General features: G+C 41.1%; 23 protein-coding genes. 20 read left to right on the top strand and 3 right to left on the bottom strand.

What is annotated here, in order from left to right:
* The first annotated feature begins 18 nt into the window (after window positions 1–18).
* Together AC3ISE_RS15895 and AC3ISE_RS15890 are read left to right on the top strand one after the other, a co-directional pair.
* On the top strand, window positions 19–567 hold the full coding sequence (locus AC3ISE_RS15895) for a ComE operon protein 2 (RefSeq protein WP_489221723.1): 549 nt from the start codon (window positions 19–21) through the stop codon (window positions 565–567).
* Between the two features lie 7 nt (window positions 568–574).
* The gene (locus AC3ISE_RS15890) at window positions 575–2,908 is read left to right on the top strand and encodes a DNA internalization-related competence protein ComEC/Rec2 (protein WP_489221722.1); all 2,334 of its coding nucleotides are present in this window, start codon (window positions 575–577) and stop codon (window positions 2,906–2,908) included.
* Window positions 2,909–2,957: 49 nt separating this feature from the next.
* Here the strand turns inward: AC3ISE_RS15890 and AC3ISE_RS15885 are convergent, their stop codons facing one another.
* The gene (locus tag AC3ISE_RS15885) at window positions 2,958–3,092 is read right to left on the bottom strand and encodes a YqzM family protein (protein ID WP_070874390.1); all 135 of its coding nucleotides are present in this window, start codon (window positions 3,090–3,092) and stop codon (window positions 2,958–2,960) included.
* Between the two features lie 301 nt (window positions 3,093–3,393).
* Between AC3ISE_RS15885 and holA the strand changes: the two genes are divergently transcribed.
* Window positions 3,394–4,410 (top strand): DNA polymerase III subunit delta, encoded by a 1,017-nt coding sequence (holA, locus tag AC3ISE_RS15880; protein WP_489221721.1) that lies wholly within the window; start codon window positions 3,394–3,396, stop codon window positions 4,408–4,410.
* Between the two features lie 43 nt (window positions 4,411–4,453).
* On the opposite strand, the gene rpsT is transcribed toward holA, so the two are convergent.
* Window positions 4,454–4,720 carry a 30S ribosomal protein S20 gene (rpsT, locus tag AC3ISE_RS15875; protein ID WP_489221720.1) on the bottom strand — a complete coding sequence of 89 codons (267 nt, stop codon included), beginning with the start codon at window positions 4,718–4,720 and terminating at the stop codon, window positions 4,454–4,456.
* A 209-nt stretch (window positions 4,721–4,929) separates the two neighbouring features.
* Between rpsT and gpr the strand changes: the two genes are divergently transcribed.
* The 13 genes from gpr to deoC all read left to right on the top strand — a co-directional run bounded on the left by gpr (window position 4,930) and on the right by deoC (window position 20,257).
* Window positions 4,930–6,048 carry a GPR endopeptidase gene (gene gpr / locus AC3ISE_RS15870; protein WP_070874388.1) on the top strand — a complete coding sequence of 373 codons (1,119 nt, stop codon included), beginning with the start codon at window positions 4,930–4,932 and terminating at the stop codon, window positions 6,046–6,048.
* Window positions 6,049–6,113: 65 nt separating this feature from the next.
* Window positions 6,114–7,310, top strand: a complete 1,197-nt coding sequence (gene spoIIP, locus AC3ISE_RS15865; protein WP_070874387.1) for a stage II sporulation protein P — start codon at window positions 6,114–6,116, stop codon at window positions 7,308–7,310.
* A 24-nt stretch (window positions 7,311–7,334) separates the two neighbouring features.
* A complete protein-coding gene (locus tag AC3ISE_RS15860; RefSeq protein WP_286166034.1) occupies window positions 7,335–7,679 on the top strand; it encodes a YqxA family protein in 345 nt (114 codons plus the stop codon).
* Between the two features lie 487 nt (window positions 7,680–8,166).
* Entirely contained in the window at window positions 8,167–9,993 is a 1,827-nt protein-coding gene (gene lepA, locus AC3ISE_RS15855) for a translation elongation factor 4 (protein WP_252201652.1), read from the top strand.
* A 98-nt stretch (window positions 9,994–10,091) separates the two neighbouring features.
* Window positions 10,092–11,243 (top strand): radical SAM family heme chaperone HemW, encoded by a 1,152-nt coding sequence (hemW, locus tag AC3ISE_RS15850; protein ID WP_489221719.1) that lies wholly within the window; start codon window positions 10,092–10,094, stop codon window positions 11,241–11,243.
* Window positions 11,244–11,420: 177 nt separating this feature from the next.
* A complete protein-coding gene (gene hrcA, locus AC3ISE_RS15845; RefSeq protein WP_489221718.1) occupies window positions 11,421–12,449 on the top strand; it encodes a heat-inducible transcriptional repressor HrcA in 1,029 nt (342 codons plus the stop codon).
* Window positions 12,450–12,533: 84 nt separating this feature from the next.
* Window positions 12,534–13,127 carry a nucleotide exchange factor GrpE gene (grpE, locus tag AC3ISE_RS15840; protein ID WP_489221717.1) on the top strand — a complete coding sequence of 198 codons (594 nt, stop codon included), beginning with the start codon at window positions 12,534–12,536 and terminating at the stop codon, window positions 13,125–13,127.
* Window positions 13,128–13,151: 24 nt separating this feature from the next.
* Window positions 13,152–14,978, top strand: a complete 1,827-nt coding sequence (dnaK, locus tag AC3ISE_RS15835; protein ID WP_309192552.1) for a molecular chaperone DnaK — start codon at window positions 13,152–13,154, stop codon at window positions 14,976–14,978.
* Window positions 14,979–15,197: 219 nt separating this feature from the next.
* Window positions 15,198–16,310 carry a molecular chaperone DnaJ gene (dnaJ, locus tag AC3ISE_RS15830; RefSeq protein WP_070875422.1) on the top strand — a complete coding sequence of 371 codons (1,113 nt, stop codon included), beginning with the start codon at window positions 15,198–15,200 and terminating at the stop codon, window positions 16,308–16,310.
* A 20-nt stretch (window positions 16,311–16,330) separates the two neighbouring features.
* Window positions 16,331–17,269, top strand: a complete 939-nt coding sequence (gene prmA, locus AC3ISE_RS15825) for a 50S ribosomal protein L11 methyltransferase (RefSeq protein ID WP_489221716.1) — start codon at window positions 16,331–16,333, stop codon at window positions 17,267–17,269.
* Window positions 17,270–17,282: 13 nt separating this feature from the next.
* Complete coding sequence (locus AC3ISE_RS15820; protein WP_489221715.1) at window positions 17,283–18,038, top strand: 16S rRNA (uracil(1498)-N(3))-methyltransferase; 756 nt, start codon at window positions 17,283–17,285, stop codon at window positions 18,036–18,038.
* Window positions 18,039–18,043: 5 nt separating this feature from the next.
* A complete protein-coding gene (gene mtaB, locus AC3ISE_RS15815) occupies window positions 18,044–19,402 on the top strand; it encodes a tRNA (N(6)-L-threonylcarbamoyladenosine(37)-C(2))-methylthiotransferase MtaB (protein WP_489221714.1) in 1,359 nt (452 codons plus the stop codon).
* A gap of 183 nt (window positions 19,403–19,585) precedes the next feature.
* Complete coding sequence (gene deoC / locus AC3ISE_RS15810) at window positions 19,586–20,257, top strand: deoxyribose-phosphate aldolase (protein WP_489221713.1); 672 nt, start codon at window positions 19,586–19,588, stop codon at window positions 20,255–20,257.
* Between the two features lie 360 nt (window positions 20,258–20,617).
* On the opposite strand, the gene AC3ISE_RS15805 is transcribed toward deoC, so the two are convergent.
* Window positions 20,618–21,562, bottom strand: a complete 945-nt coding sequence (locus AC3ISE_RS15805; RefSeq protein ID WP_489221712.1) for a Na/Pi symporter — start codon at window positions 21,560–21,562, stop codon at window positions 20,618–20,620.
* 209 nt (window positions 21,563–21,771) lie between these two features.
* Here AC3ISE_RS15805 and rpsU point away from each other — a divergent pair, with 209 nt between their 5' ends.
* The 4 genes from rpsU (at window position 21,772) to floA (ending at window position 25,228) form a co-directional block, all read left to right on the top strand.
* Window positions 21,772–21,945, top strand: coding sequence for a 30S ribosomal protein S21 (rpsU, locus tag AC3ISE_RS15800; protein ID WP_015595024.1), 174 nt, complete (start codon window positions 21,772–21,774; stop codon window positions 21,943–21,945).
* A gap of 13 nt (window positions 21,946–21,958) precedes the next feature.
* Window positions 21,959–22,405: a GatB/YqeY domain-containing protein gene (locus AC3ISE_RS15795; RefSeq protein ID WP_489221711.1), complete on the top strand. Its 447-nt coding sequence runs from the start codon at window positions 21,959–21,961 to the stop codon at window positions 22,403–22,405.
* Window positions 22,406–22,893: 488 nt separating this feature from the next.
* Window positions 22,894–24,219 (top strand): NfeD family protein, encoded by a 1,326-nt coding sequence (locus AC3ISE_RS15790; RefSeq protein ID WP_489224357.1) that lies wholly within the window; start codon window positions 22,894–22,896, stop codon window positions 24,217–24,219.
* Window positions 24,220–24,235: 16 nt separating this feature from the next.
* On the top strand, window positions 24,236–25,228 hold the full coding sequence (gene floA / locus AC3ISE_RS15785; RefSeq protein WP_489221710.1) for a flotillin-like protein FloA: 993 nt from the start codon (window positions 24,236–24,238) through the stop codon (window positions 25,226–25,228).
* The last annotated feature ends 17 nt before the right edge of the window (window positions 25,229–25,245 follow it).

The raw sequence follows: 25,245 nt of genomic DNA, 5'->3' as shown, positions 1-25,245 counted from the left end.
CTACAAATGGGGGATAACATGAACAGAATTTCCTGGAATCAGTATTTTATGGCGCAAAGTCATCTGCTTGCTCTAAGAAGCACATGTACTCGCCTCGCAGTAGGAGCAACAATTGTCAGGGACAAGCGCATTATTGCCGGAGGATATAACGGTTCAATTGCAGGAGGCGTCCATTGCATTGATGAGGGATGCTATGTCATTGAAAATCACTGTGTCAGAACCATTCATGCAGAAATGAATGCTCTGCTGCAATGTGCTAAATTTGGCGTGCCGACTGCAGGTGCAGAAATATATGTGACGCATTTTCCTTGTCTGCAATGCTGCAAAGCCCTTATTCAAAGCGGAATCAAAAAGGTTTATTTTGCAGAAAGCTACAAAAATCATCCGTATGCAGCGGAGCTATTTGAACAAGCTGGCGTTCATGTAGAGCAGGTTGAGGCGAATGCAGACCCTTTTGCTTTTGAACAGAGAAAATTCATCGACGAACTGCTTGAAAAGGTAGATGATGACGAAGAACGCATCTCGCTTTTAGAAAAAGCAAATAAGCTGTTCAAAAGCAACGTATAATTTCAGCATGTCTAAAATAAGCTATCAAGGAAAGCTCATCTATTTTGCGGCAGCAGCCGGTTTAGCCGTTGCTGCTGCAAAATTTCCATTCCATCTGATATCCTCCTTCATCATACTTCTCTTTTGTGCCTATCTTCTTTTCCGCAAAAAAACGACTTTGCTGATTGGCTGTATGTCCATTTTTATTCTCTTCATTTTTCATTTCCATGCAGTAGAAAAAAGCAATGCATCAAGGTTTAATGAGGGCAAAATTACCTTTCAGGGCAAATTCGCTGAGTTTCCTGAAATAGACGGCAATCAAATGAAGGGTGTTATAAGTGTTAATCAAGAAAAAATAAGTGCCGTATACTATTTCAGTTCAGAGGAAGAGAAAAACAGGTACAGGCTATTGCAGATCAGCACAACGTGTACTTTTAAAGGGGAATTAAAGCTCCCTAAACATGCAACCAACCCAAATGCTTTTGATTACGCAGATTATCTTAAATACAATCGGATTCATTGGATTTTTAAAGTCGATTCAATTGAGCAATGCAGGAAAGAAAATCAAACGCTGTCTGAAAAACTGAAACAATACAGACAAGATGGCATTCTGTTTATTTCTGAGGTATTTCCGGAGGAATCCCGGGGAATTGTGCAGGCGCTTCTTTACGGGGAACGTACTCATATTTCCGAAGATATCAATAAGGCATATCAGGAGCTTGGCATCGTTCATTTACTTGCGATCTCTGGTCTTCATGTCGGTATTTTAGTTTCGGGACTCTACTTTATCTTGATCAGGTCAGGAATGACACATGAAAAAACGAAACTTCTTTTAATCCTCTTACTGCCGGTTTATTGCATAATCGCTGGAGGGGCGCCTTCCGTCCTCAGGGCTGCAGGGATGAGCATGCTTTATCTAGCATCAAAACAATTGAAGCTGCAGCTCTCTGCAATTGATGTTATTTCCGTTGCGTTTCTTTTTTTGCTTTTTACAGATCCATATTATTTATTTAATGTTGGCTTTCAATTATCCTTTTCAGTGAGTATGGCCCTGATTCTTTCAGCCAGGGCTTTTTCAAAAATGCCTAACCGCTTTTATCAGCTGGTTGCGGTTTCATCAGTTGCCCAGCTCGCATCCCTTCCGGTTATTTTGTACAGTTTTTATCAAATCTCCCTGCTAAGTCTGCCGATGAATCTTCTGTTTGTGCCTTTTTACTCCGTGGTCATTCTTCCTTTATCACTTGTATCAGTGATTGCGATGATTATTTTTCCGGCATTAGGATCATTCTTGATCGCTTTAACGGATCTTGTGCTGCAAATCAGCAATGATTTTGTGCTGTTTATCAACAGCTTGCCTTCATTTATGATTCTATTTGGAAAACCATCTTTTTTCTTTCTGTTCTTATTTACATTTTTCTTATGTCAGGCTTTTATTGCATATGAGAAATCCCATCAATTGAAAGAAATGAGGCTTTTCGTTTCATTTCTTGTGCTTCTGCTTTTTTATCAGCATGAATCGGAGTATTTCGTTCAAACGGGTGAGATCGTGATGCTTGATGTTGGACAGGGTGATTCTATTTACTTCTCTGCACCGTATAATCAGGGGACCTATTTAATCGATACTGGCGGTATGCTGACATTTAATCAGGAAAAATGGAAAGAAAAAAGCAGCTCTTATTCAATTGCTGAAGATACACTTATTCCTTTTTTAAAATCAAAAGGCAAAAGAACCCTGGATAAACTGATTCTGACTCATGGAGATGCAGACCACGCTGGGGAGGTCATCGATCTTCTTGGGGAAATACGTGTCTTAGAGCTGATCGTGCCATATGGTTTTTTAAGGGGAAAATTCGAGCAGGAAATCATCGATAAAGCGAAAAGTACAGGGACGGAGGTTTCCGTTTTGAGAAGCGGTGACGCTGTATATGACCAATTTTTTAAATTGAATATTTTATCTCCAATCGCGTTATCCGAGAGTGAAAATGACGATTCACTAGTTATATTTGCAAAGATTGGAGGATTAAAATGGCTGTTTACGGGTGATTTAGAGCACGAAGGAGAAAAACGCATCCTTGAAAAATATAAAGGACTAAAAACCGACGTATTAAAGGTTGGACATCATGGAAGCAAAGGTTCTACATCCGAATCGTTTTTAAATCAGCTCCAGCCTGAGTTTGCTTTAATTTCAGCAGGTGAGAACAACCGGTACAACCATCCTCATGATGAAGTCCTTCAGCTATTAAAGAAATATGATGTATCAGATCTTCAAACAAAAAGGGATGGTTCGATTACGTATAAATTTCACGGTGACAGTGGAACGTTTTCCGTGCAGCCTCCATACGATAGCGTATCAGATAAATGATTTATGTAAATGAAAAAGAGACTGCTCTGCAGTCTCTATGTAAGGGTTGTCATGAACCGATTAACTTAATAACTGTCGCTAATACGAAAATAGTGGCAAAAAAGCCAAATGAAACGATAAATCCTACTCCCGAGTCTACTGCATCGTTGCGTTTGCTTTGAACATTCTTTTCAAATTCATTCACAATTTACCCCTCCTATATGCCTTATAGTATAAGCCAAATCATACAAAAAATCTATCATTTTCCAATATGGGTTTTGACAACACTTTACACCTATAGAAACCCATCATCGTGAGAAAAATAATGACAACATATCGATCGCTTACCTGCACATGTATCCTGGGGCATGGGCGGTGGCGTTTATATATAGGGGAACCGGCTGAGCCTGTTCCCTGTTCATTTTGCCCATTTCCAAAATCCGCACTTGCTAAACAGGCAAGGGACCGATAGGATTAGAAAAGAATGATTGAAACTGGGTGATAAAATGATATCAAACGTCTGGAAAGATTTAAAAAATAAACAGCTGAAGCCTGCTTACCTGCTTCTTGGAAAGGAATCTTATCTTATTCAGGAAACCGTTCAGCTGATTATTGAAGCTGCATTGGATCCGTCTGAAATGGATTTTAATCTTGCGCAGTATGACCTGTCTGAGACAGCATTGGAATCTGCCATTGAAGATGCAGAAACACTTCCTTTCTTAGGTAAAAAAAGAGTGGTTATTCTTCGGAATCCTCACTTTTTAACAAGTGAAAAGAAGAAAGAAAAGATAGAACACCGCATTGAAAAATTAGAGGAGTATTTGAAAAGTCCTGCTCCCTACACCATTTTGGTTATTGTAGCACCTTACGAAAAGCTGGATGAACGAAAAAAAATCACTAAAGCTGTAAAAAAAATGACTGAAGCTGTTGAAATGAACGGGTTTTCTGAGCATGAAACAAAGAAGTGGATGAAGGAACTGGCAGATGCAAATGCCATTGCACTTCAGGACTCAGCAAGAGATCAGCTATATTTGCTGACAGCCGGAAATTTAATGGCGATTTCACAAGAGATAAAAAAGCTGAGTACATATGCGGGTGAAGGCGGAATGATAACGGAAGACATTGTGTCTTCTCTTGTTTCAAGAACACTTGAGCAAAATATTTTCGAGTTGATTGAGAAGGTTATCCGCAAAGACAGGACTCGTGCCATGCAGATTTTTTATGATCTGCTGAAAGCAAACGAGGAACCAATAAAGATTTTATCCTTGCTGATTAATCAATTCAGATTGATTCTTCAAGTGAAAGAGCTGTCTGTTCTGGGATACGGACAGCAGCAAATTGCAGGAAATCTTAAGGTGCATCCATTCCGTGTAAAGCTTGCCATGCAGCAGGCACAGCTTTTTCAAACTCAGGAACTGACATCGATTATGAATCAGCTGGGTGACGCAGACTATGACATGAAAACCGGCAAAATGGATAAAAGACTCGCCGTTGAACTATTTTTGCTCCGATTGTTCAAATAAAACCCATAAAAAAAATCCTCTTCTCGGGAAGAGGATTTTTTTATTATGCTGAAAGACCGTTAACAGATTTCGTTAAACGAGATTTGTAACGAGCTGCAGCATTTTTGTGGATGATACCACTTTGAGCAGCTTTATCAATTCTTTTAGAAGCTACAGCTAGTGCAGCTTTAGCATTGTCAGCATCATTGTTTACAACTAAAGCTTCTACTTTTTTAATAGCAGTACGCATAGCAGATTTAACTGTTACGTTTTGTGCATTGCGATCAGCATTAGTTCTTGTGCGTTTGATAGCAGATTTGATGTTTGGCATTCGTTTCACCTCCTAAAAAGCATTCGAGATCTATTATACTCGACATTTTCGTCAATAATAAGAACAAGTGATATTTTATCAAACGGACATATAGATTGCAATATAATTGTAAAGGAAATTATCACGGCTTATGACTGTCAAGAATGAAAGCTGGAAATTAAGGCAAAAATACAGATTAAGAAAGACTATGCAGCCAGGAGGTTATGACATTGAAAGAACCTTTAGATTTAAGTATGTATTCAGTCCGAACAGATTTGGCCATTGAAGCACGCGATTTGGCAGCTGAAACAAAAACGCCTGAGCCCGAAAAGAAATCACCCGAGATCGAAGGCGTAATTGTTAAAGAGCGGGATGATAATGGAGTGAAAATAACATCTCTTCAAATTACCGAGAAGGGGGCAGAGCTCACCGGAAAGAAGCCGGGAAATTACTTGACCCTTGAAGTACAGGGAATTCGCCAAAAAGATACAGCCTTGCAAAATCAGGTTGTTGACGTTTTCGCAAAAGAATTCAGCAGTTTTATGGATGGATTGAAGATTCCAAAGGATGCAAGCTGTCTTGTAGTCGGTCTTGGCAACTGGAATGTGACACCAGATTCGCTTGGCCCCCGCGTTGTAGAAAACCTTCTTGTTACACGTCATCTATTTCAGCTTCAGCCTGAAAATGTCCAGGAAGGCTTCAGGCCAGTGAGCGCGATATCACCTGGAGTAATGGGGATTACAGGAATTGAGACAAGCGATATTATTACCGGCATTATTGAAAAAAGCAATCCGGATTTTGTCATTGCCATTGATGCGCTGGCTGCAAGATCGATTGAGCGCGTAAATACAACGATTCAAATTTCAGACACCGGAATTCATCCGGGATCTGGCGTAGGAAATAAACGAAAAGAGTTAAGCATGGACACCCTGGGTATTCCTGTTATTGCACTTGGCATTCCTACAGTGGTGGATGCTGTTTCCATCACAAGCGATACGATTGATTTTATCTTAAAGCACTTCGGAAGAGAGATGAAAGAAGGGGACCGTCCTTCTAAGTCGCTTACTCCGGCAGGAATGTCATTTGGAGAAAAGAGAGTGCTCTCCGATGAAGATCTTCCTTCAGATGAACATAGACAGCAATTCCTTGGAATCATTGGAACTCTTGAAGATGAAGAAAAAAGAAGACTGATCCATGAAGTCCTCTCCCCGCTTGGACATAATTTGATGGTGACTCCAAAGGAAGTGGATACCTTTATTGAAGACATGGCCACAGTTGTAGCGAATGGGCTGAACGAGGCACTTCATCAGCAGGTGGACAGCAGCAACGCGAGGTCATATACGCATTAAAAATCAGTCTACTTTCTCCGGCTTCTGCATATAGTTAAGCAGGCAAGCTTTGAAGGAGGAAGAAGATGAAGCATTCTCGAACTAATCGCGGAATAATAGTAACTTTGAATGGGACAAGCTTGAAAAAAGGATTTGCACTCGGCTTTATCGGGTTTATGCTCGTATTTTTACTTTCAGGCGCGCTGACTTCCTTAAAGCCCGAATATAGAATCACTTCAAAATCGATTAATGAATTAACAAATAATATTACCGGCAATTCTTTTATTCATCTGCTTGGTTTTGAAAATCGTTATTTTGTTCAGGATCTGCCTGAAGAGGCTAAACCGCCAAGTGTTTCATCACTCTTTTTCAAAGCGGCAACAAGCATCAATCCGGAAGATCCCCGAAGTCTGCTGGGAAGGGAGCTCCCTGGATTCACCCTTTTTGACAGCGAAATTGTAGTTGCTGGAGAAGGAACAGATTATACAACAATGCCAATTGAATCTCCGCCGCCGACAGAGGTGCTTTTAGAGGAGCGGGAAGCATCAATCGCTGACTTGGAAGGTGCGGATGATCAGCCGGATCAGTCAAAAACACCGCCGATTGCGACAACAGGAGAACGGAAAGTGGTTTACATTTACCATACACATACAACAGAATCCTATCTGCCTATGCTAAAGAATGTCAAAAATGCAAACAGCGCTTATCATTCCGAAGCAAACGTAACACTCGTAGGTGACAGGCTCGGAAAAGCACTTGAAGATAAAGGAATCGGAACAAACGTAGATAAAACCAATTTCATGAAGAAACTGAATGAAAAGGGCTGGTCATTTACAAAAGCCTATACCATGTCCCGGCCGACAGTTGAAACAGCAATGGCGGGAAATAAAGAGATTCAGTATGTGATAGATATTCACCGTGATTCACAGCCTTATAAAATAACAACCGCGGATATTAACGGGAAGAAATATGCAAAGGTTGCATTTGTCATAGGGGGAAAAAATCCTCTTCATGATAAAAACAAACAACTGGCATCCGAGCTTCATAAAAAAATTGAAGCAAAATACCCGGGGCTGAGCAGAGGTGTGTTCCTTAAAGATTCTCCAGGTTCAAACAGCCTGTATAATCAGGATCTTACAGAGAATGCGATGCTGATTGAATTCGGCGGCATTGACAACAACCTTGAAGAACTTAATCGTACTGCAGATGCAGTTGCAGATATTTTCAGTGAGTATTACTGGCAGGCTGAAAAAGTAAATGCTGCAGCTCCTGAGAAAAAATAAGATAAATTCAGATTAGAGGGAAGTATGATGATGAAATTCATGCTAAAGTGCTTTGTCTTATGCTCAATATTGCTGCTTGGTGTTCTGTTTGGCATGCAGCAGGCCAATCAGGGTCTTGTAAAAATGAAAGGATACGATGACCCTAATTTGAGCAGCGCTTTTGAAGTGAAAAATGATTCATCAGGAGAACTGGAAGCTTCCGTATTAGGCGTCAGCCATAATCTCGAAGAAAAACAGGAAAAGCTTGAGGAAATGGAGGCATTCAATTTCTTTTCCCAGCTTGGAAAAAAATTTGCCGCGCTGGCAAGTGCAGTCATAACTGGCTTTATTACTTTTTTGGCAGGGCTGGTTGAAAGCCTGTTTCAATAAACCGAAGATTGAATAGGATGGAGGGAAGCGGATTGGAGGCTTTTCTCTTTTTTGTGCGGTGGTGGATTCTTATCTGTCTGCATGCGCTAACCGGGCAATTCCGCTTTTTTGGTGTCAAGCTCCGCCTCCCAGTCTTCGGCCAGAACAAAAATTCTCCAATTAAATTGGAAACCCCTCCAATTAATTCGGAAACCCTATGAATTAATACCAAAACCCCTCCAATTAAATTGGAAACCCCATCAATTCGGTATTGACTGCTCGGCCTGAACAGTCGGTTCCGCTTTTCGGTGATGTCCAGCTCCACCGCCCAACTCCTCGGCCAGAACGGCTCATCCAGTAAAGGCAAAAAGCGCCTTTTCTGGATGATCCTTATCTGTCTGTCGGAGCTAAACGGGCAGTTCCGCTTTTCGGTGTTGAATGTTACTTCCCCTATTGATATAATCAAATTTAGTGCATTGGCCAGTTTAGTAGGAGTGATAGAACGATTATGAAGAATAAAGAAGATAAATTAAATAGACAATCCAAGATACGCAATTTCTCGATTATTGCCCATATTGATCATGGGAAGTCAACGCTTGCGGACAGAATTCTGGAAAAAACGTCAGCGTTAACACAAAGAGAAATGAAAAATCAGCTTCTTGACTCAATGGATCTTGAGAGAGAACGCGGAATAACGATTAAATTAAATGCCGTTCAATTAAGATATAAAGCAAAAGATGGAGAAGAATATATTTTCCATTTGATTGATACACCGGGACATGTCGATTTTACATACGAGGTTTCCCGCAGTCTGGCTGCATGTGAAGGAGCTGTACTGGTTGTTGATGCTGCTCAGGGAATTGAAGCTCAAACCCTTGCGAATGTTTACTTGGCTCTTGATAATGATCTGGAAATTCTTCCGATTATCAACAAGATAGACCTTCCAAGCGCTGATCCTGAACGTGTCCGCCAGGAAATTGAAGATGTAATCGGTCTTGATGCTTCAGAAGCTGTCCTTGCTTCAGCTAAAGCTGGCATCGGAATTGAAGAAATATTGGAACAGGTTGTTGAAAAAGTGCCTGCTCCTCAAGGTGATCCTGATGCACCGCTTAAAGCGCTTATCTTTGACTCCTTGTATGACGCATACCGCGGTGTTGTGGCATACATTCGAGTGGTAGAGGGAACGGTCAAAGTCGGACAAAAAATCAAGATGATGGCAACGGGCAAGGAATTTGAAGTAACAGAGGTCGGAGTATTTACACCTAAAGCTCTATTGCTTGATGAATTAAATGTAGGCGATGTCGGATTCTTAACAGCTGCCATTAAAAATGTTGGCGATACAAGAGTCGGTGACACGATTACGGACGCTAAAAATGGTGCAACCGAGGCGCTTCCAGGCTACCGTAAATTAAATCCGATGGTGTATTGCGGCCTGTATCCAATTGATACGGCAAGATACAACGATCTGCGCGAGGCTTTAGAAAGATTGGAGCTGAACGATTCCGCACTGCAATATGAACCGGAAACGTCTCAGGCTCTTGGCTTTGGTTTCCGCTGCGGATTCCTTGGACTTCTTCATATGGAAATTATCCAGGAACGGATTGAACGTGAATTTAAAATTGATTTAATAACAACTGCACCAAGTGTAATTTATAATGTCTTTTTGACAGATGGCAGCGAAGTCCGGATTGATAACCCATCCAATCTTCCTGATCCTCAAAAGATTGACCGGATTGAAGAGCCATATGTGAAAGCGACCGTAATGGTTCCAAATGATTATGTCGGTGCTGTCATGGAGCTTTGCCAGAATAAACGCGGCAACTTTATCGATATGCAATATTTGGATGAAAACAGAGTCAGCATTGTTTACGAACTTCCATTATCGGAAATCGTTTATGATTTCTTTGACCAGTTAAAATCAAACACAAAAGGGTATGCGTCATTTGATTACGAGCTGATTGGATATAAAACGTCCCAGCTTGTGAAAATGGATATCCTGCTCAATAATGAGAAAATTGATGCCCTTTCATTTATCGTACACAGAGATTCAGCCTATGACCGCGGTAAAATCATTGTAGAGAAATTAAAAGAACTGATTCCGCGCCAGCAATTCGAGGTGCCGATTCAGGCTGCAATCGGACAAAAAGTGGTTGCGCGTTCGACAATCAAAGCCATGCGCAAAAACGTTCTTGCCAAATGCTACGGAGGAGATATCTCCCGTAAACGCAAACTTCTTGAGAAGCAAAAAGAAGGTAAGAAACGAATGAAAACGGTCGGTTCTGTAGAAGTTCCTCAGGAAGCTTTCATGGCTGTTCTGAAAATGGATGATAACTAATTCCAATCATTTTCATTCAAACAAAAATTATGATAACGTAAGAAAAAACATTTGCCGCAGTCAACGCACTGCGGCTTCTTTATTAGAAGGTGAGAAAAATGGTCAAAGCTGCATATCTTCACATTCCTTTTTGCGAGCAGATCTGTCATTATTGCGACTTTAATAAGGTCTTTTTAAAAAATCAGCCAGTTGATGAGTACCTTGACAGCATGCAAATGGAAATGAAAAACACTCTTATAAAATACCCGTCAGATTCTCTTGAAACAATTTTTATAGGCGGAGGCACACCCACTGCTTTAAATGAAAAACAAATGGAAAAGCTCCTGACAGCAATAAATGAGGAGTTTAAGCCATCCTCTTCTTTACACGAATTTGCAGTAGAAGCGAATCCTGGTGACCTTTCATATGAAAAGTTAAAGGTGATGAAAGACCTTGGAGTAAACCGCCTGAGTTTCGGCGTGCAGACATTTAACGATGGGCTGCTTGAAAAAATCGGGCGCACTCACCGGTCGGCTGATGTCATGAAAAGCATTGAGCTTGCCAAAAAAGCAGGCTTTGACAATATAAGTATTGACTTGATGTACGGGCTGCCCGGGCAGACAATCCATGATTTCAGAGATTCCCTGAAGATTGCGTTCGGCCTTGATGTTCAGCATTATTCTTCGTATTCTCTCATTGTTGAACCCAAAACGGTTTTTTATAATTTAATGTCCAAAGGCAGACTGATTCTTCCGCCTCAGGAAGATGAAGCCGTCATGTATGAATATCTCATGGAAGAGATGGAACAGCATGGTTTCCATCAATATGAAATCAGCAATTTTGCCCTTCCAGGATATGAAAGCAGACATAATCTTACGTATTGGAATAATGAAGAGTACTACGGAATCGGAGCGGGAGCGCACAGCTACACAGGCAATATCCGGCGGGCAAATGCAGGTCCGCTGAAAAAATATATGCAGCTGATTGAAGAAACAGGTTTTCCCTATCTGAATGAGCATCAAGTAACACAAGCTGAAAAGATGGAAGAGGAACTTTTCCTTGGATTGCGTAAATCTGCCGGAGTCAGCAAAAAGAGATTTGCCGATAAGTTCGGCAGACCTATTGCAAATGTTTTTGGTTTGCAAATCCAGGAACAAACCGAAAAAGGCCTGTTAAATGATGGACAGGATTCCATTTCACTCACGCACCAGGGGAAATTGCTGGGAAATGAAGTTTTTCAGGCGTTTTTAGGTGTTATGCCTGCTGAATAGGGTAAACAGAAAAGACGGCGTTTTTGCGCATGTCTTTTTGTTTTCCTTTTCTCAAATGATTTACCAATAAACTCATGGGGAACTTAATCTAAATAATTGACAATTAACGTTTGATTTGATACTTTTTATTATAGATTTAGCACTCACGCATACAGAGTGCTAACAGAGGTGATGATAATGTTAACAGATCGTCAGCTTTTAATACTTCAGGTCATTGTTGATGATTTTATTCAATCTGCTCAGCCGGTCGGCTCGAGAACTCTTTCTAAGAAGGAAACGATCACATTCAGTTCTGCAACAATCAGAAATGAAATGGCAGACCTTGAAGAAATGGGTTTTATCGAAAAGACCCACAGTTCATCTGGCAGAGTTCCGTCGGAGAAAGGGTACCGCTATTATGTGGATCACTTGCTGGCTCCGCAGAAACTGACAAATATGGATGTTGTTACGATTAAGTCCGTCTTTGCAGAGCGTATATTCGAACTTGAAAAAGTAGTGCAGAAATCTGCTCAGATTCTTTCGGACTTAACGAATTACACGTCAATTATTTTAGGTCCTAAAGTAAACGAAAATCGGCTGAAACGAATACAGATTGTTCCAATCAGTGAAGATACAGCTGTTGCAATTATAGTGACCAATACGGGCCATGTTGAAAACAGAACCATTTCTTTTCCGGGAACAATTGATCCGCAGGATATAGAGAAAATGGTTAACATATTAAATGAGCGATTATTTAACGTCCCGATTGTCGAATTGCATGACAAAATATACAAAGAAATAGTAAACTTGCTGAGGAATCATATTCAAAACTATGACTCCATCATGAAAGTTCTATCTGGAACATTCACGATGAACGCAAATGAAAAGATATACTTCGGCGGTAAAACAAATATGTTAAGCCAGCCGGAATTCAATGATATCTCGCGTGTCAGAACACTTTTGACAATGATTGAGGAAGAGCAGGAATTATATAACATTCTGCAGGCCTATGATTCAGGAATTACAATTAAAATCGGCAAAGAAAATCAGAACATTGCAATGGAAAACTGCAGTCTGATTACAGCAACCTACTCTGTTGATAATAAACAAATAGGGCGGATTGCCGTTCTTGGCCCTACACGAATGGAATATTCCCGAGTAATCAGTCTGCTGCAGAGAGTCACAAAAGATATGTCCAAAGCCTTAACAAATCTGTATCACTCATAAAAACATTGTCCATATTGTAAGAGAGTGGAAAATTGTTTTCCGCTCCCTTTCCATGGCTTTGCACTTTAAGGGAGGTGAAAGAAATTGACTAACGACGCAAAAGAAAGCTTAAAAGAAAATGAAACAGCATCAAATCAAGAAGAAACGTTGATAAACCAAGAGGGCGAATCAATGGATTCTGATACACAAGCTGAACAAGCGCAGGAATCTGATGAGTTAACAGCAGCTAAAGCTAAGATTGATGAACTTGAAGCCAAGCTTAGTGAAACTGAAAACCGCATGTACCGCGTACAGGCAGATCTAGATAACTTCAGAAGAAGAGCACGTCTTGATCTTGAAGCTGCCCAAAAATATCGTTCTCAAAATCTGATAACCGAAATACTGCCAGCTCTTGATAACTTTGAAAGAGCGTTAAAAATAGATACGGATGACGAAAAAACACAATCCTTACTACAGGGAATGGATATGGTTTATCGCCAGCTGGTTCAGGCGCTGCAAAATGAAGGCATTGAAGCCATTCAAGCAGAAGGGCAGCCGTTTGACCCGCATCTTCATCAGGCAGTTATGCAGGTGGAAGATGATCAATATGAATCCAATGTTGTCATTGAAGAATTCCAAAAAGGCTACAAATTGAAAGACCGCATTATCAGACCAGCAATGGTTAAAGTGAATCAATAACTTACATATTAGGAGGTTTCTACGATGGGGAAAATTATCGGCATCGATTTAGGTACAACAAACTCATGTGTTGCAGTATTAGAAGGCGGAGAACCTAAGGTTATTCCAAATGCAGAAGGCAACCGCACAACTCCTTCAGTAGTAGCATTTAAAAATGGCGAGCGCCAGGTTGGTGAAGTAGCAAAACGCCAGGCTATTACAAACCCAAACACTATTATGTCCATCAAACGACATATGGGCACGGACTATAAAGTAGAGGTAGAAGGCAAGGAGAATACTCCTCAGCAAATCTCTGCAATTATCCTTCAGCACTTAAAAGCATATGCAGAAGACTATTTAGGCGAGCCTGTTACAAAAGCTGTTATCACAGTACCGGCATATTTCAATGATGCTGAGCGTCAGGCAACTAAAGATGCAGGTAAAATTGCAGGACTTGAAGTTGAACGTATTATCAACGAACCAACTGCAGCAGCACTTGCTTACGGTTTAGATAAAACAGACCAAGATCAGACAATTCTTGTATACGATTTAGGCGGCGGTACATTTGACGTGTCCGTTTTAGAACTTGGAGACGGAGTATTTGAAGTTCGTTCAACAGCTGGAGACAACCGTCTTGGGGGAGATGATTTTGACCAAGTAATCATTGATTATCTTGTTTCAGAATTCAAAAAAGAAAACGGCATCGACCTTTCAAAAGACAAAATGGCTCTTCAGCGCTTAAAAGATGCTGCTGAAAAAGCTAAGAAAGATCTTTCTGGTGTATCTTCAACACAGATTTCACTGCCATTCATCACAGCTGGAGAAGCTGGACCTCTTCACTTGGAAGTAACATTGTCACGTGCTAAATTCGAAGAGCTTTCTTCTGATTTAGTTGAAAGAACAATGGGTCCTGTTCGCCAGGCACTTAAAGATGCAGGTCTTTCTAAAAATGAAATTGATAAAGTAATCCTTGTCGGCGGATCTACTCGTATTCCTGCTGTTGTGGAAACAATCAAAAAAGAGCTTGGCCAAGAGCCATCAAAAGGTGTTAACCCGGATGAAGTTGTAGCACTTGGTGCAGCAATTCAAGGCGGTGTTATCACTGGTGATGTGAAAGACGTTGTATTACTTGACGTAACACCACTTTCACTTGGAATTGAAACAATGGGCGGCGTATTCACAAAGTTAATCGAGCGCAACACGACGATTCCAACAAGCAAATCACAAGTATTCTCAACGGCTGCTGACAGCCAAACAGCTGTAGACATCCATGTTCTTCAAGGGGAGCGTCCAATGTCTGCAGATAATAAAACATTAGGCCGTTTCCAATTAACGGATATTCCTCCGGCTCCGCGCGGAGTTCCGCAAATTGAAGTATCATTCGATATTGATAAAAACGGTATCGTAAATGTTCGTGCAAAAGATTTAGGCACAAACAAAGAACAAACAATCACAATTAAATCTTCAACAGGTTTAAGTGATGAAGAAATCGAACGCATGGTAAAAGAAGCAGAAGAAAATGCAGATGCAGACAAAGCGCGCAAAGAAGAAGTTGAACTTCGCAATGAAGCAGATCAGTTAGTTTTTACAACTGAAAAGACTTTGAAGGATCTTGAAGGTAAAGTAGACGAAGCTGACGTTGCAAAAGCGAACGAAGCAAAAGATGCTTTAAAAGCTGCTATTGAGAAAAATGAGCTTGAAGAAATCAGAACGAAAAAAGATGAGCTTCAAGAAATCGTTCAGCAATTATCAATGAAATTGTATGAAGAAGCTGCAAAACAACAGCAAGGTGCTGAAGGTGCAGCAGGCGCGAAACAAGATGACAACGTAGTTGATGCTGAATATGAAGAAGTAAACGATGATAAAAAATAATACTGAGCGGAAATGAGTGACTTCATCCCGCATAAGGAAAAGTCAAAGTCAGGCTTGTCTTGACTTTGACTTTTTTTCATGAAGAAAGAAAAGACTTTTCAGAAAAGAATGAATAGATTATGAGTATGAAAACACCTTCTATACGTAAACAATATCTTGCAATCAGGCTAAATCGAGTGATACAATTTACTTTATGTGAGAATTCGGGAGTGAGAAATTATGAGCAAGCGTGATTACTATGAAGTGCTTGGAGTAAGTAAGAGCGCGACAAAGGATGAAATGAAAAAAGCGTACCGCAAGCTTTCTAAACAATATCATCCTGATATCAACAAAGATGCGGATGCAACCGATAAATTCAAAGAAATTTCAGAGGCTTATGAGGTTTTGACCGATGATCAAAAGCGTGCGCAATATGATCAATTTGGACATACTGATCCTAACCAAGGCTTCGGAGGATCTGACTTCGGCGGAGGATTCGGGTTTGACGATATATTCAGTTCAATCTTTGGCGGCGGCAGAAGACGCGATCCAAATGCGCCAAGACAAGGTGCTGATCTTCAGTATACAATGACTCTGTCCTTTGAAGATGCCGTATTCGGCAAGGATACAACCATTGAAATTCCCCGTGAAGAAACATGTGATACATGTGACGGCTCTGGAGCAAAGCCTGGAACTAAACCGGAAACATGTAAACATTGTAACGGATCAGGACAGCTGAATGTTGAGCAGAACACGCCATTCGGCAGAATTGTCAACCGCCGCGTATGTCATCATTGCAGCGGAACAGGCAAAATGATCAAGCATAAATGTTCAACGTGCGGAGGAGCCGGCAAAGTTCAAAAACGCAAAAAGATTTCCGTTAAAATTCCAGCTGGAGTCGATGATGGCCAGCAGCTTAGAGTTTCCGGACAAGGAGAGCCAGGATTTAATGGAGGGCCAAGCGGTGATTTATATGTCGTATTCCAAGTTAGATCTCATGAGTTCTTTGAGAGAGACGGAGACGATATTTACTGTGAAATGCCGCTTACATTTGCACAGGCCGCTTTAGGCGATGAAATTGAAGTGCCTACTCTGCACGGCAAAGTGAAGCTGAAGGTACCGGCCGGAACACAAACGGGCACAAAATTCCGCATGAAGGGAAAAGGTGTCGCAAATGTGAGAGGGTACGGACAGGGCGATCAGCACATTATCGTTCGTGTATTAACGCCTACTAATGTTACAGAAAAACAAAAAGAGCTTCTTCGCGAATTCGCTGAAATGAGCGGGGGAAGACCAGATGAGCACGAAGAAAGCTTTTTTGATAAAGTGAAGCGTGCATTCAAGGGTGAATAAACAGAAGTGGAGCTGGTAGAATGAAATGGTCCGAGTTAAGTATTCATACAACACAAGAAGCGGTAGAACCAATTTCGAATATATTGCATGAGGCCGGAGCGAGCGGTGTCGTCATAGAAGATCAAATGGATCTATTAAAAGAGCGCGAAAGTGTTTATGGAGAAATCTACCACCTCAATTCTGATGATTATCCTGATGAAGGTGTTATTATTAAGGCATACCTGCCGGTAAACAGTTTCCTTGGCGAAACCGTTGAGGAGATTAAAGAAGCTGTAAATAACCTGCTTATTCATGATATTGATTTAGGAAAAAATGATATCTCAATAAGTGAAGTAAATGATGAAGAGTGGGCAACTGCGTGGAAGAAATATTATCATCCTGTAAAGATTTCGGAGCGATTTACGATCGTGCCGACATGGGAAACTTATACACCGGTCCATTCTGATGAACTCATTATTGAGCTTGATCCTGGGATGGCTTTTGGCACAGGCACTCATCCTACAACGGTTCTTTGTATTCAGGCGCTTGAACGGTCTGTAAAAGAACATGATTTAGTAGTAGATGTCGGCACAGGATCGGGAGTTTTAAGCATTGCCTCTGCAATGCTTGGTGCAAAGCAGGTTCAGGCACTGGACTTAGATCCTGTTGCTGTTGAAAGCGCACGTTTAAATACGAAATTAAATAAAGTGAACCAGGCCGTCACAGTATCTCAAAATAATTTGCTGAACGGTATTCAAGGTCCTGTAGATGTAGTCGTTGCAAATATTTTGGCTGAAGTCATTCTGCGATTTGTCCACGATGCAAATCAGATACTGAAACAAGGCGGTTTGTTCATCACTTCTGGAATCATTCTCAATAAAAAGGCTGAGGTTAAAAACGGTTTAATCGAGGCTGGATTTGAGATTGAAGAAACAGTTGTTATGGAAGACTGGGTGGCCTTTATCGCAAGAAAGAAATAAGAGGTGCTCATCTGTGCAGCGTTATTTTATAAGTGAGAAAAAAGAAAATTTAACAACCAGGATTACAATCACGGGAGACGATGTTCATCACATCTCCCGTGTTATGCGTATGAAACCCGGCAGTAAACTGATTTGCTGTACGTCAGATGGACAGGCAGCGCTTTGTGAGATAGAAGAGGTAAATGATGAGACAGCAGTATGCATGATCATCGAATGGCAGACTGCTGATCATGAACTCCCTGTATCAGTCACGATAGCGAGCGGGCTGCCTAAAGGGGATAAGCTGGAATGGATTCTTCAAAAGGGTACAGAACTTGGTGCCGCTTCGTTTATCCCTTTTAATGCTGCTCGTTCCGTTGTAAAGCTTGATGCAAAAAAAGCAGTCAAAAAAGTGGAGCGCTGGAGAAAGATTGTAAAAGAAGCTTCTGAACAATCCTATCGCAACAGAATTCCTGAGGTTGCTGAACCATACAGCTGGAAGGAACTCATTAATACTTCCGCTTCATATGATGTCAAAATCGTTGCATATGAAGAATCCGCTAAAAATGGGGAACTCGCAAATCTTGCAAAAGCATTAAATGAAAGTCGTTCAGGGCAGACCATTCTTGTAGTTTTTGGACCAGAAGGCGGACTAACAGAAGAAGAAATAAAACAGCTGAAGGATGCAGGGTTTACAGCCTGCGGGCTGGGGCCGAGAATTTTACGGACGGAAACGGCTCCGCTGTATGTTTTATCTGCTGTTTCTTATTATTTTGAATTATCGAGGTGATTTCCATGCCAACCGTGGCATTTCATACACTTGGCTGTAAAGTAAACCATTATGAAACAGAAGCTATCTGGCAGTTATTCAAGGACGCAGGCTATGACCGTTCTGAATTTGAAAGCAAAGCTGATGTTTATGTCATAAATACATGTACAGTAACGAATACTGGCGATAAAAAAAGCCGGCAGGTCATTCGCCGTGCAATCAGAAAAAATCCGGACGGCGTTATTTGCGTAACCGGCTGCTATGCTCAAACCTCTCCTGCTGAAATTATGGCGATTCCGGGTGTTGATATCGTAGTAGGCACATCTGCCCGTGTTAAAATGCTTGACTATATTGAGCAATTTAAGAACGAAAGACAGCCTATTAACGGAGTCAGCAATATTATGAAGGCCCGGGTATACGAGGAGCTTGATGTACCTGCTTTTACAGACCGCACTCGTGCATCATTGAAGATCCAGGAAGGCTGCAACAACTTCTGTACATTCTGTATTATTCCATGGGCACGCGGCTTAATGCGCTCCCGTGACCCTAAAGAAGTGATTAAACAGGCTCAGCAGTTAGTTGATGCAGGCTACAAAGAAATCGTATTAACAGGTATTCATACCGGAGGATACGGCGAAGACATGAAGGATTACAACTTCGCTATGCTGCTTCGTGATCTGGACACTCAGGTTCACGGCTTAAAGCGCATCAGAATCTCATCTATTGAGGCAAGTCAAATTACAGACGAAGTCATAGAAGTGCTTGATCAGTCTGATAAAATTGTCCGCCATTTGCATATTCCGATTCAATCAGCCTCAAATACTGTATTGAAAAGAATGCGGCGCAAATACACAATGGAATTCTTTGCTGAGCGTTTAACGCGCCTGAAACAAGCTTTGCCGGGACTTGCTGTAACTTCTGACGTAATCGTCGGCTTCCCTGGTGAAACGGATGAAGAATTCATGGAAACATATAACTTTATTAAAGAACATAAATTCTCAGAGCTTCATGTTTTCCCATATTCTAAACGGACTGGCACGCCTGCTGCAAGAATGGAAGATCAAGTAGATGAGGACGTCAAAAATGAACGTGTTCATCAGCTGATTGCTCTTTCTGATCAGCTTGCCAAAGAATACGCATCTGTATATGAAGATGAAGTTCTGGAGGTTATTCCAGAAGAACTCTACAAAGAAGATCCTGAAAGCGGACTTTATGTCGGTTATACGGACAATTACCTGAAAGTTGTTTTCCCTGCAGCAGAAGAAATGGTCGGGAAAATTGTGAAAGTGAAAATAACTAAAGCTGGCTATCCATATTCAGAAGGACAGTTTGTACGCGTCATGGATGAAGAACCTGCAGCTGAAAGCATGCGAAACATCTCTTAACCTGGTCGATCAGACCGGGTTTTTTTTAGTTAACTTAAAAAATCAGAAAACGCTCTTTCTTTTAAAAATAGGTTTAGAATTATTTTACTGGTGTAAATTAAGTTTGTACTCGTATTTATTTTTAAAAAATGTTAAGATGTAAGAGGTCAGACGACTAATTAAATGGAAAAGGGGTACTTACATATGTCAGTAAATATTGGCAGTATGATTGACCATACAGCGTTAAAGCCGGAAACAACAAAGGCTCAAATCGAAACATTATGCGCAGAAGCAAAGGAATATAAATTTGCATCTGTCTGTGTAAATCCAACTTGGATTGAAACAGCAGCTGCTTTACTAAAAGGAACAGACGTGAAAGTTTGTACTGTAATCGGTTTCCCTCTTGGTGCTACTACAGTTGAAACAAAAGCATTTGAAACAAAAGATGCAATCGAAAAAGGTGCAACAGAAGTTGATATGGTAATCAACATCGGCGCATTAAAAGATAAAAATGACGAGCTTGTTGAGCGCGATATCCGTGCGGTTGTAGATGTAGCTAAAGGAAAAGCGCTTACTAAAGTAATCATCGAATCATGCCTTTTAACAGATGAAGAAAAAGTAAGAGCCTGCGAATTATCAGTTAAAGCGGGAGCGGATTTTGTTAAAACTTCTACTGGTTTTTCAACTGGCGGAGCAACTGTCGAGGATATCGCTCTTATGCGCAAAACAGTAGGACCTGATGTTGGAGTGAAAGCTTCAGGCGGCGTCCGTGACCGTGCAGGGGCGCTCGCAATGGTTGAAGCTGGAGCAACCCGCATTGGTGCAAGTGCTGGAATTTCAATCGTTAAAGGTGAAGTTTCAAACTCTGATTATTAATATAAAACTATTAAGACTGCTGAAATTTTTTCGGCAGTCTTTTTTTTAGGCTCTTTTCGTAAACATTGTTCCTTTTAGACTAGATATTTAAAACCATTAGTGGATTGTGGCGGATAAATTTGACTCCTGCGGGAAAATAGAGCGAAATGGAAGACCGCGCAGGCAGGGCAGATGAGGCTCCCACCCTCCCCGCGGAAAGCAGTTCCTGCAGCAGAAAGTAACGGACAACATATATAATCGAAAACAACAATCTATACGAAAACAGCTTTTTTAAAAGATAAGAAAGTATAAAATTTTGCGATTCGATGGCGAGCGGAACCTTATCTTTCTGCCTGCGCTAAACGGCCGCTTGCGCTTTTCTTATTTCCTTCTAAAAAAAGTTGAAAATGAAACAACGAAACTGCCGAATGCATTTGCAAAGGGAAGCAAGGCAAGTGAACTGATCACATTAAAAATTAAACTAAAATGAGCAAGCTGCAAGTCAGGCTGAGAAGATAGATTTTGAACAGCTGCACTGCAGAATGAAATGAAAGGGAAAAATGCGGCTGCACCTATAACATTTACCCATATATGTGCATAGGCTGTCAGCTTTGCTTCTTGATTTGCGGCGGCGGCTGCCATCCAGCCTGTAATACATGTGCCGATATTTGCTCCGAGAACATAAGCAATGCCTGCACTGAGTGTAAGAATATCTGCATTTAAAAAACTCATAATGATGCCTACAGTCGCTGCACTCGAGTGAATAATTGCTGTTAGAAGCGTCCCGCTGATGACTCCTGCAAAAGAATGTTCATTTGTATACAGCAATAACTCGCTAACAAGCTCCAATTGCGATAGAGGATAAGCAAGCCGGCCAAACCCAGACATTGCTGAAAAAAGTGCTCCGAGTCCGATAAAAGCTGCACACATTCGAATCAGCGCTTCCTTTTTTAACACAACTCCCATAAAAAAACATAGAAATCCAATAACGAAAAGCGGAAGAATCAATGATCCAATATCCAAAGTGATTAGCTGTGTCGTGAAAGTAGATCCGATATTCGTTCCAAGAATAATTCCAATCGTTTGTTTAAACGAGATGACTCCTGCTGAAACAAGACCGATTACGATGACCATCACAGCTGAACTGCTTTGCAGGATTCCCGTAAAAATGATACCTGCCATAAAAGCTTTAATCGGATGATTAATACAAGCAAAGATCCAGTCTCTCATCGCATGCCCGGATAGAATAGACAGGCCTTTTTTCAGCAAATGCATACCAGCTAAAAAGAATATCAAGTAAAGCAGGAAAAAGCCTGCAGCCCCCATCAAATCACCTCTTATTTTAAAAATATATGGACAAGCGCACGGCGGCATGACAAAAATCTACCGGACAAATGAACGAATTTAAGAACTTTTTCTTATATAAGTTGACCTCTGAGAAACGTTATATTATAATTGCAAAGTACATGTTTTCTTTAAACATGTTTATTAAACAGATGATGTCGATTGGTTGTATTCGGAGGGAGGGAATAAGAATGTCAAAAACGGTCGTTCGTAAAAACGAGTCGCTTGAGGACGCTCTTCGTCGCTTCAAACGTACAGTATCAAAAAGCGGTACTATACAAGAAGCTAGAAAGCGCGAATTCTATGAAAAACCTAGCGTAAAACGTAAGAAAAAGTCTGAAGCTGCTAGAAAACGCAAATTCTAAAGAGGGTGGATTTATGAGTCTTCTTGAGCGTTTGAATCAAGATATGAAACAAGCGATGAAGAACAAAGAGAAGGACAAACTGGCTGTTATCCGCATGGTGAAAGCCTCATTACAAAATGAAGGCATCAAGCTGGGTAAACAGGAGTTGTCTGCTGAAGAGGAACTGACTGTGTTTTCTCGCGAATTAAAGCAACGTAAAGACTCCCTCCAGGAATTCAGTAAAGCTGATCGCTTAGATTTAGTTGAAAAGACACAGGCTGAACTTGATATTTTAACTGTATACATGCCTGAACAGCTTTCAGAAGATGAACTTCAAGCTATTGTGAAAGAAACAATAGCAGAAGTAAATGCAACTTCTAAAGCAGACATGGGTAAAGTTATGGCTGCGATCATGCCTAAAGTTAAAGGTAAGGCTGATGGCGCGCTTGTCAATAAAACTGTAGCTGGACAGCTATCATAAAAAGACGGAAAACACCTTGTTCATTTGAACAAGGTGTTTTTTAATGTCTTAATGGAAAAACTTATTCAGCTATAACCTTAAAAATAGTCTTGAAAATCAATCGCAGGACCATTTCAGCTAAAAAAATAGGCCACTGTAACTTGTAACAGAGATAAACCGCTATACAGGTTTAAAAATAGACGAATGAAAAGATGAGTTGGCTAGATAAAACGTGAAAATCTTTTTGGCCCCCTTTATCTGCCTGTCAGGTCTAAACTGGTATTTCTGCATCACACATTGTCCAGCTCCACCTCCTAACTTCTCGGTCAGAACGTCTCAGCCTGAAAAGTCAAACCCGGACTTTCCAGTCTGAGACGTTCTGACTGTCGGAGCTAAACGGGCGGTTCCGCTTTTCTTTTAAGAATTTTTCCTAAAAACGAAACCTATACATAAGTTGATACGTATTACTGTTAAAGCTAAGGATTGAAAGGGGGCTTGCGATTCAATTGATGGGAAATCATAACCGTTTATTTCACATATTATTTGGGTGTGTTTTGTTTCTTTCCTTATTCGGCAGCGCGTATATGCCCGCTGCAGATAATCATTCTGAAAAAGTGGCGGTCATCCCAATTGAAGAAACCGTTGAAAAAGGGTTGTCACAATTTATTAAAAGATCTTTTAAGGAAGCTGGAGCTGAAAATGCTGACCATATTATTCTCGATATAAATACTCCGGGAGGAGCGGTTGATGCAGCACTTGAAATCGCGGATACAATAAGAGCATCAGAAATCCCTGTAACCGCTTTTATTGACAGACGGGCATTATCGGCTGGAGCTTATATTGCCTTAAATGCTGACCGGATTTACATGGTCCCTGGAGCCAAGATGGGTTCTGCGGCAATTATTGATCTCGAGGGGAATACCGCTGATAAAAAAGCGGAATCTCTCTGGCTGGCTGAAATGAAAGAATCAGCGGAACAGAATAACAGAGATTCAAAATATGCACTAGCGATGGCTGACCCTGATGTTGACCTTCCTGAGTTTGGGGCAGGCAAGGGTGATTTATTGACATTGACTGCAGAGCAGGCGGTAGAGGTAAACTATGCAGAAGGCATCGCCGAAAATCTGGACAGTTTGTTAAAAGAACTGAACTTAAGTTCTGCTGAAGTGATTGATATTGAAGTAAGCTTCGCTGAAAAAGTAGCAAGATTTGTGACCAATCCTATTGTGATTCCGATTCTGCTTTCGATTGGAAGTCTAGGACTTATCGTTGAATTATACAGTCCTGGCTTTGGGCTTCCGGGCTTCATGGGCCTATCCTCGCTGTTCCTGTTCTTTTACGGGCATTATATTGCGGGGCTGGCTGGGCTTGAAACTGTGATTTTGTTCATCGTTGGATTAATTCTGGTGGCAGCTGAGTTTTTTGTTCCCGGCGGAATAATAGGCTTTATTGGGTTTGGAGCGATCCTATTAAGCTTTTTCATCGCAACTGATGATATTGCATATATGGCATTTTCATTAGGTGTGGCACTACTCGTTGCCGTAACGGCAGCCATCATATTTGTAAAGGTGTTTGGAAAACGTATGAATATATTTAAAAAACTGATCTTGCGTGATTCTACAAATACTGAAAGCGGGTATGTTTCAAACCGGAACCGTCTTGAGCTGATTGGAAAAACCGGCATTGCCCTCACGTCAATGAGGCCATCTGGAACGGCACTCATAGACGATGAACGAATCGATGTTGTGACAGAAGGCACGTATATTACTAAAGATCAAAAAATAAAAGTGGTTAAAGTTGAAGGCTCTCGTGTTGTTGTGAGAGAAATCCTTTAATACAAGGAGGAGTACAATGGATCCGTCATTGTTATTAACATTAGGTTTAATTGTTATTGGAGTCATACTAATAGGTGTTTTATTTACATTTGTACCGATTACGCTGTGGATTTCAGCACTTGCTGCAGGTGTTCGAATCAGCATCTTCACCCTTATTGGAATGAGGCTTCGACGCGTAAGCCCAAACCGGATTATTAATCCATTAATTAAAGCGCATAAAGCTGGACTTGGTGTCACGATTAATCAGCTTGAGAGTCATTATTTAGCAGGAGGAAATGTTGACCGCGTAGTTAATGCCTTAATTGCCGCAGAACGTGCGAATATCGAGCTGTCTTTTGAACGATGCGCAGCCATTGACCTTGCCGGACGGGATGTTTTAGAGGCTGTTCAAATGAGTGTAAATCCTAAGGTTATTGAAACGCCGTTTATCGCCGGTGTAGCGATGGACGGAATTGAAGTGAAGGCTAAAGCCCGTATCACAGTACGTGCAAATATCGAACGGTTAGTCGGGGGCGCAGGCGAAGAAACGATTATTGCGCGTGTAGGTGAAGGGATCGTCAGTACAATCGGTTCTTCGGCCAATCACAAAAAAGTTCTTGAAAATCCTGATATGATTTCTCAAACCGTGCTGAATAAAGGGTTAGATTCCGGAACTGCTTTTGAAATTCTGTCGATTGACATTGCGGACGTTGATATCGGCAAAAATATCGGAGCCATCCTTCAGACTGATCAGGCTGAGGCAGATAAGAAAATTGCCCAGGCTAAAGCTGAGGAACGCCGTGCCATGGCAGTTGCTCTTGAACAGGAAATGAATGCAAAAACTCAGGAAATGAGAGCGAAAGTAGTGGAAGCAGAAGCAACTGTTCCACTTGCAATGGCTGAAGCTTTGCGAAACGGAAAAATTGGTGTAATGGACTATATGAATTTTGAGAATATAAATGCCGATACGGATATGAGAGATTCAATCGGAAAGTTATCTAAAGATCAGCCGGATCATGATAATAAATAGTAATAGCTCGAAAAGGA

The organism is Metabacillus sp. KH_069 (assembly GCF_057838075.1).
Note: the sequence above shows the minus strand (reverse complement) of the source record. Positions and strands in the feature narration are given on the sequence as shown.

What these genes read in the sequence shown, in the direction of transcription:
- AC3ISE_RS15895 (WP_489221723.1), top strand. Translation starts at nt 19, where the DNA reads ATGAACAGAATTTCCTGGAATCAGTATTTTATGGCGCAAAGTCATCTG.
- AC3ISE_RS15890 (WP_489221722.1), top strand. Translation starts at nt 575, where the DNA reads ATGTCTAAAATAAGCTATCAAGGAAAGCTCATCTATTTTGCGGCAGCA.
- holA (WP_489221721.1), top strand. Translation starts at nt 3,394, where the DNA reads ATGATATCAAACGTCTGGAAAGATTTAAAAAATAAACAGCTGAAGCCT.
- rpsT (WP_489221720.1), bottom strand. Translation starts at nt 4,720, where the DNA reads ATGCCAAACATCAAATCTGCTATCAAACGCACAAGAACTAATGCTGAT.
- spoIIP (WP_070874387.1), top strand. Translation starts at nt 6,114, where the DNA reads ATGAAGCATTCTCGAACTAATCGCGGAATAATAGTAACTTTGAATGGG.
- AC3ISE_RS15860 (WP_286166034.1), top strand. Translation starts at nt 7,335, where the DNA reads ATGATGATGAAATTCATGCTAAAGTGCTTTGTCTTATGCTCAATATTG.
- lepA (WP_252201652.1), top strand. Translation starts at nt 8,167, where the DNA reads ATGAAGAATAAAGAAGATAAATTAAATAGACAATCCAAGATACGCAAT.
- hemW (WP_489221719.1), top strand. Translation starts at nt 10,092, where the DNA reads ATGGTCAAAGCTGCATATCTTCACATTCCTTTTTGCGAGCAGATCTGT.
- hrcA (WP_489221718.1), top strand. Translation starts at nt 11,421, where the DNA reads ATGTTAACAGATCGTCAGCTTTTAATACTTCAGGTCATTGTTGATGAT.
- dnaK (WP_309192552.1), top strand. Translation starts at nt 13,152, where the DNA reads ATGGGGAAAATTATCGGCATCGATTTAGGTACAACAAACTCATGTGTT.
- dnaJ (WP_070875422.1), top strand. Translation starts at nt 15,198, where the DNA reads ATGAGCAAGCGTGATTACTATGAAGTGCTTGGAGTAAGTAAGAGCGCG.
- prmA (WP_489221716.1), top strand. Translation starts at nt 16,331, where the DNA reads ATGAAATGGTCCGAGTTAAGTATTCATACAACACAAGAAGCGGTAGAA.
- mtaB (WP_489221714.1), top strand. Translation starts at nt 18,044, where the DNA reads ATGCCAACCGTGGCATTTCATACACTTGGCTGTAAAGTAAACCATTAT.
- deoC (WP_489221713.1), top strand. Translation starts at nt 19,586, where the DNA reads ATGTCAGTAAATATTGGCAGTATGATTGACCATACAGCGTTAAAGCCG.
- AC3ISE_RS15805 (WP_489221712.1), bottom strand. Translation starts at nt 21,562, where the DNA reads ATGGGGGCTGCAGGCTTTTTCCTGCTTTACTTGATATTCTTTTTAGCT.
- rpsU (WP_015595024.1), top strand. Translation starts at nt 21,772, where the DNA reads ATGTCAAAAACGGTCGTTCGTAAAAACGAGTCGCTTGAGGACGCTCTT.
- AC3ISE_RS15795 (WP_489221711.1), top strand. Translation starts at nt 21,959, where the DNA reads ATGAGTCTTCTTGAGCGTTTGAATCAAGATATGAAACAAGCGATGAAG.
- AC3ISE_RS15790 (WP_489224357.1), top strand. Translation starts at nt 22,894, where the DNA reads ATGGGAAATCATAACCGTTTATTTCACATATTATTTGGGTGTGTTTTG.
- floA (WP_489221710.1), top strand. Translation starts at nt 24,236, where the DNA reads ATGGATCCGTCATTGTTATTAACATTAGGTTTAATTGTTATTGGAGTC.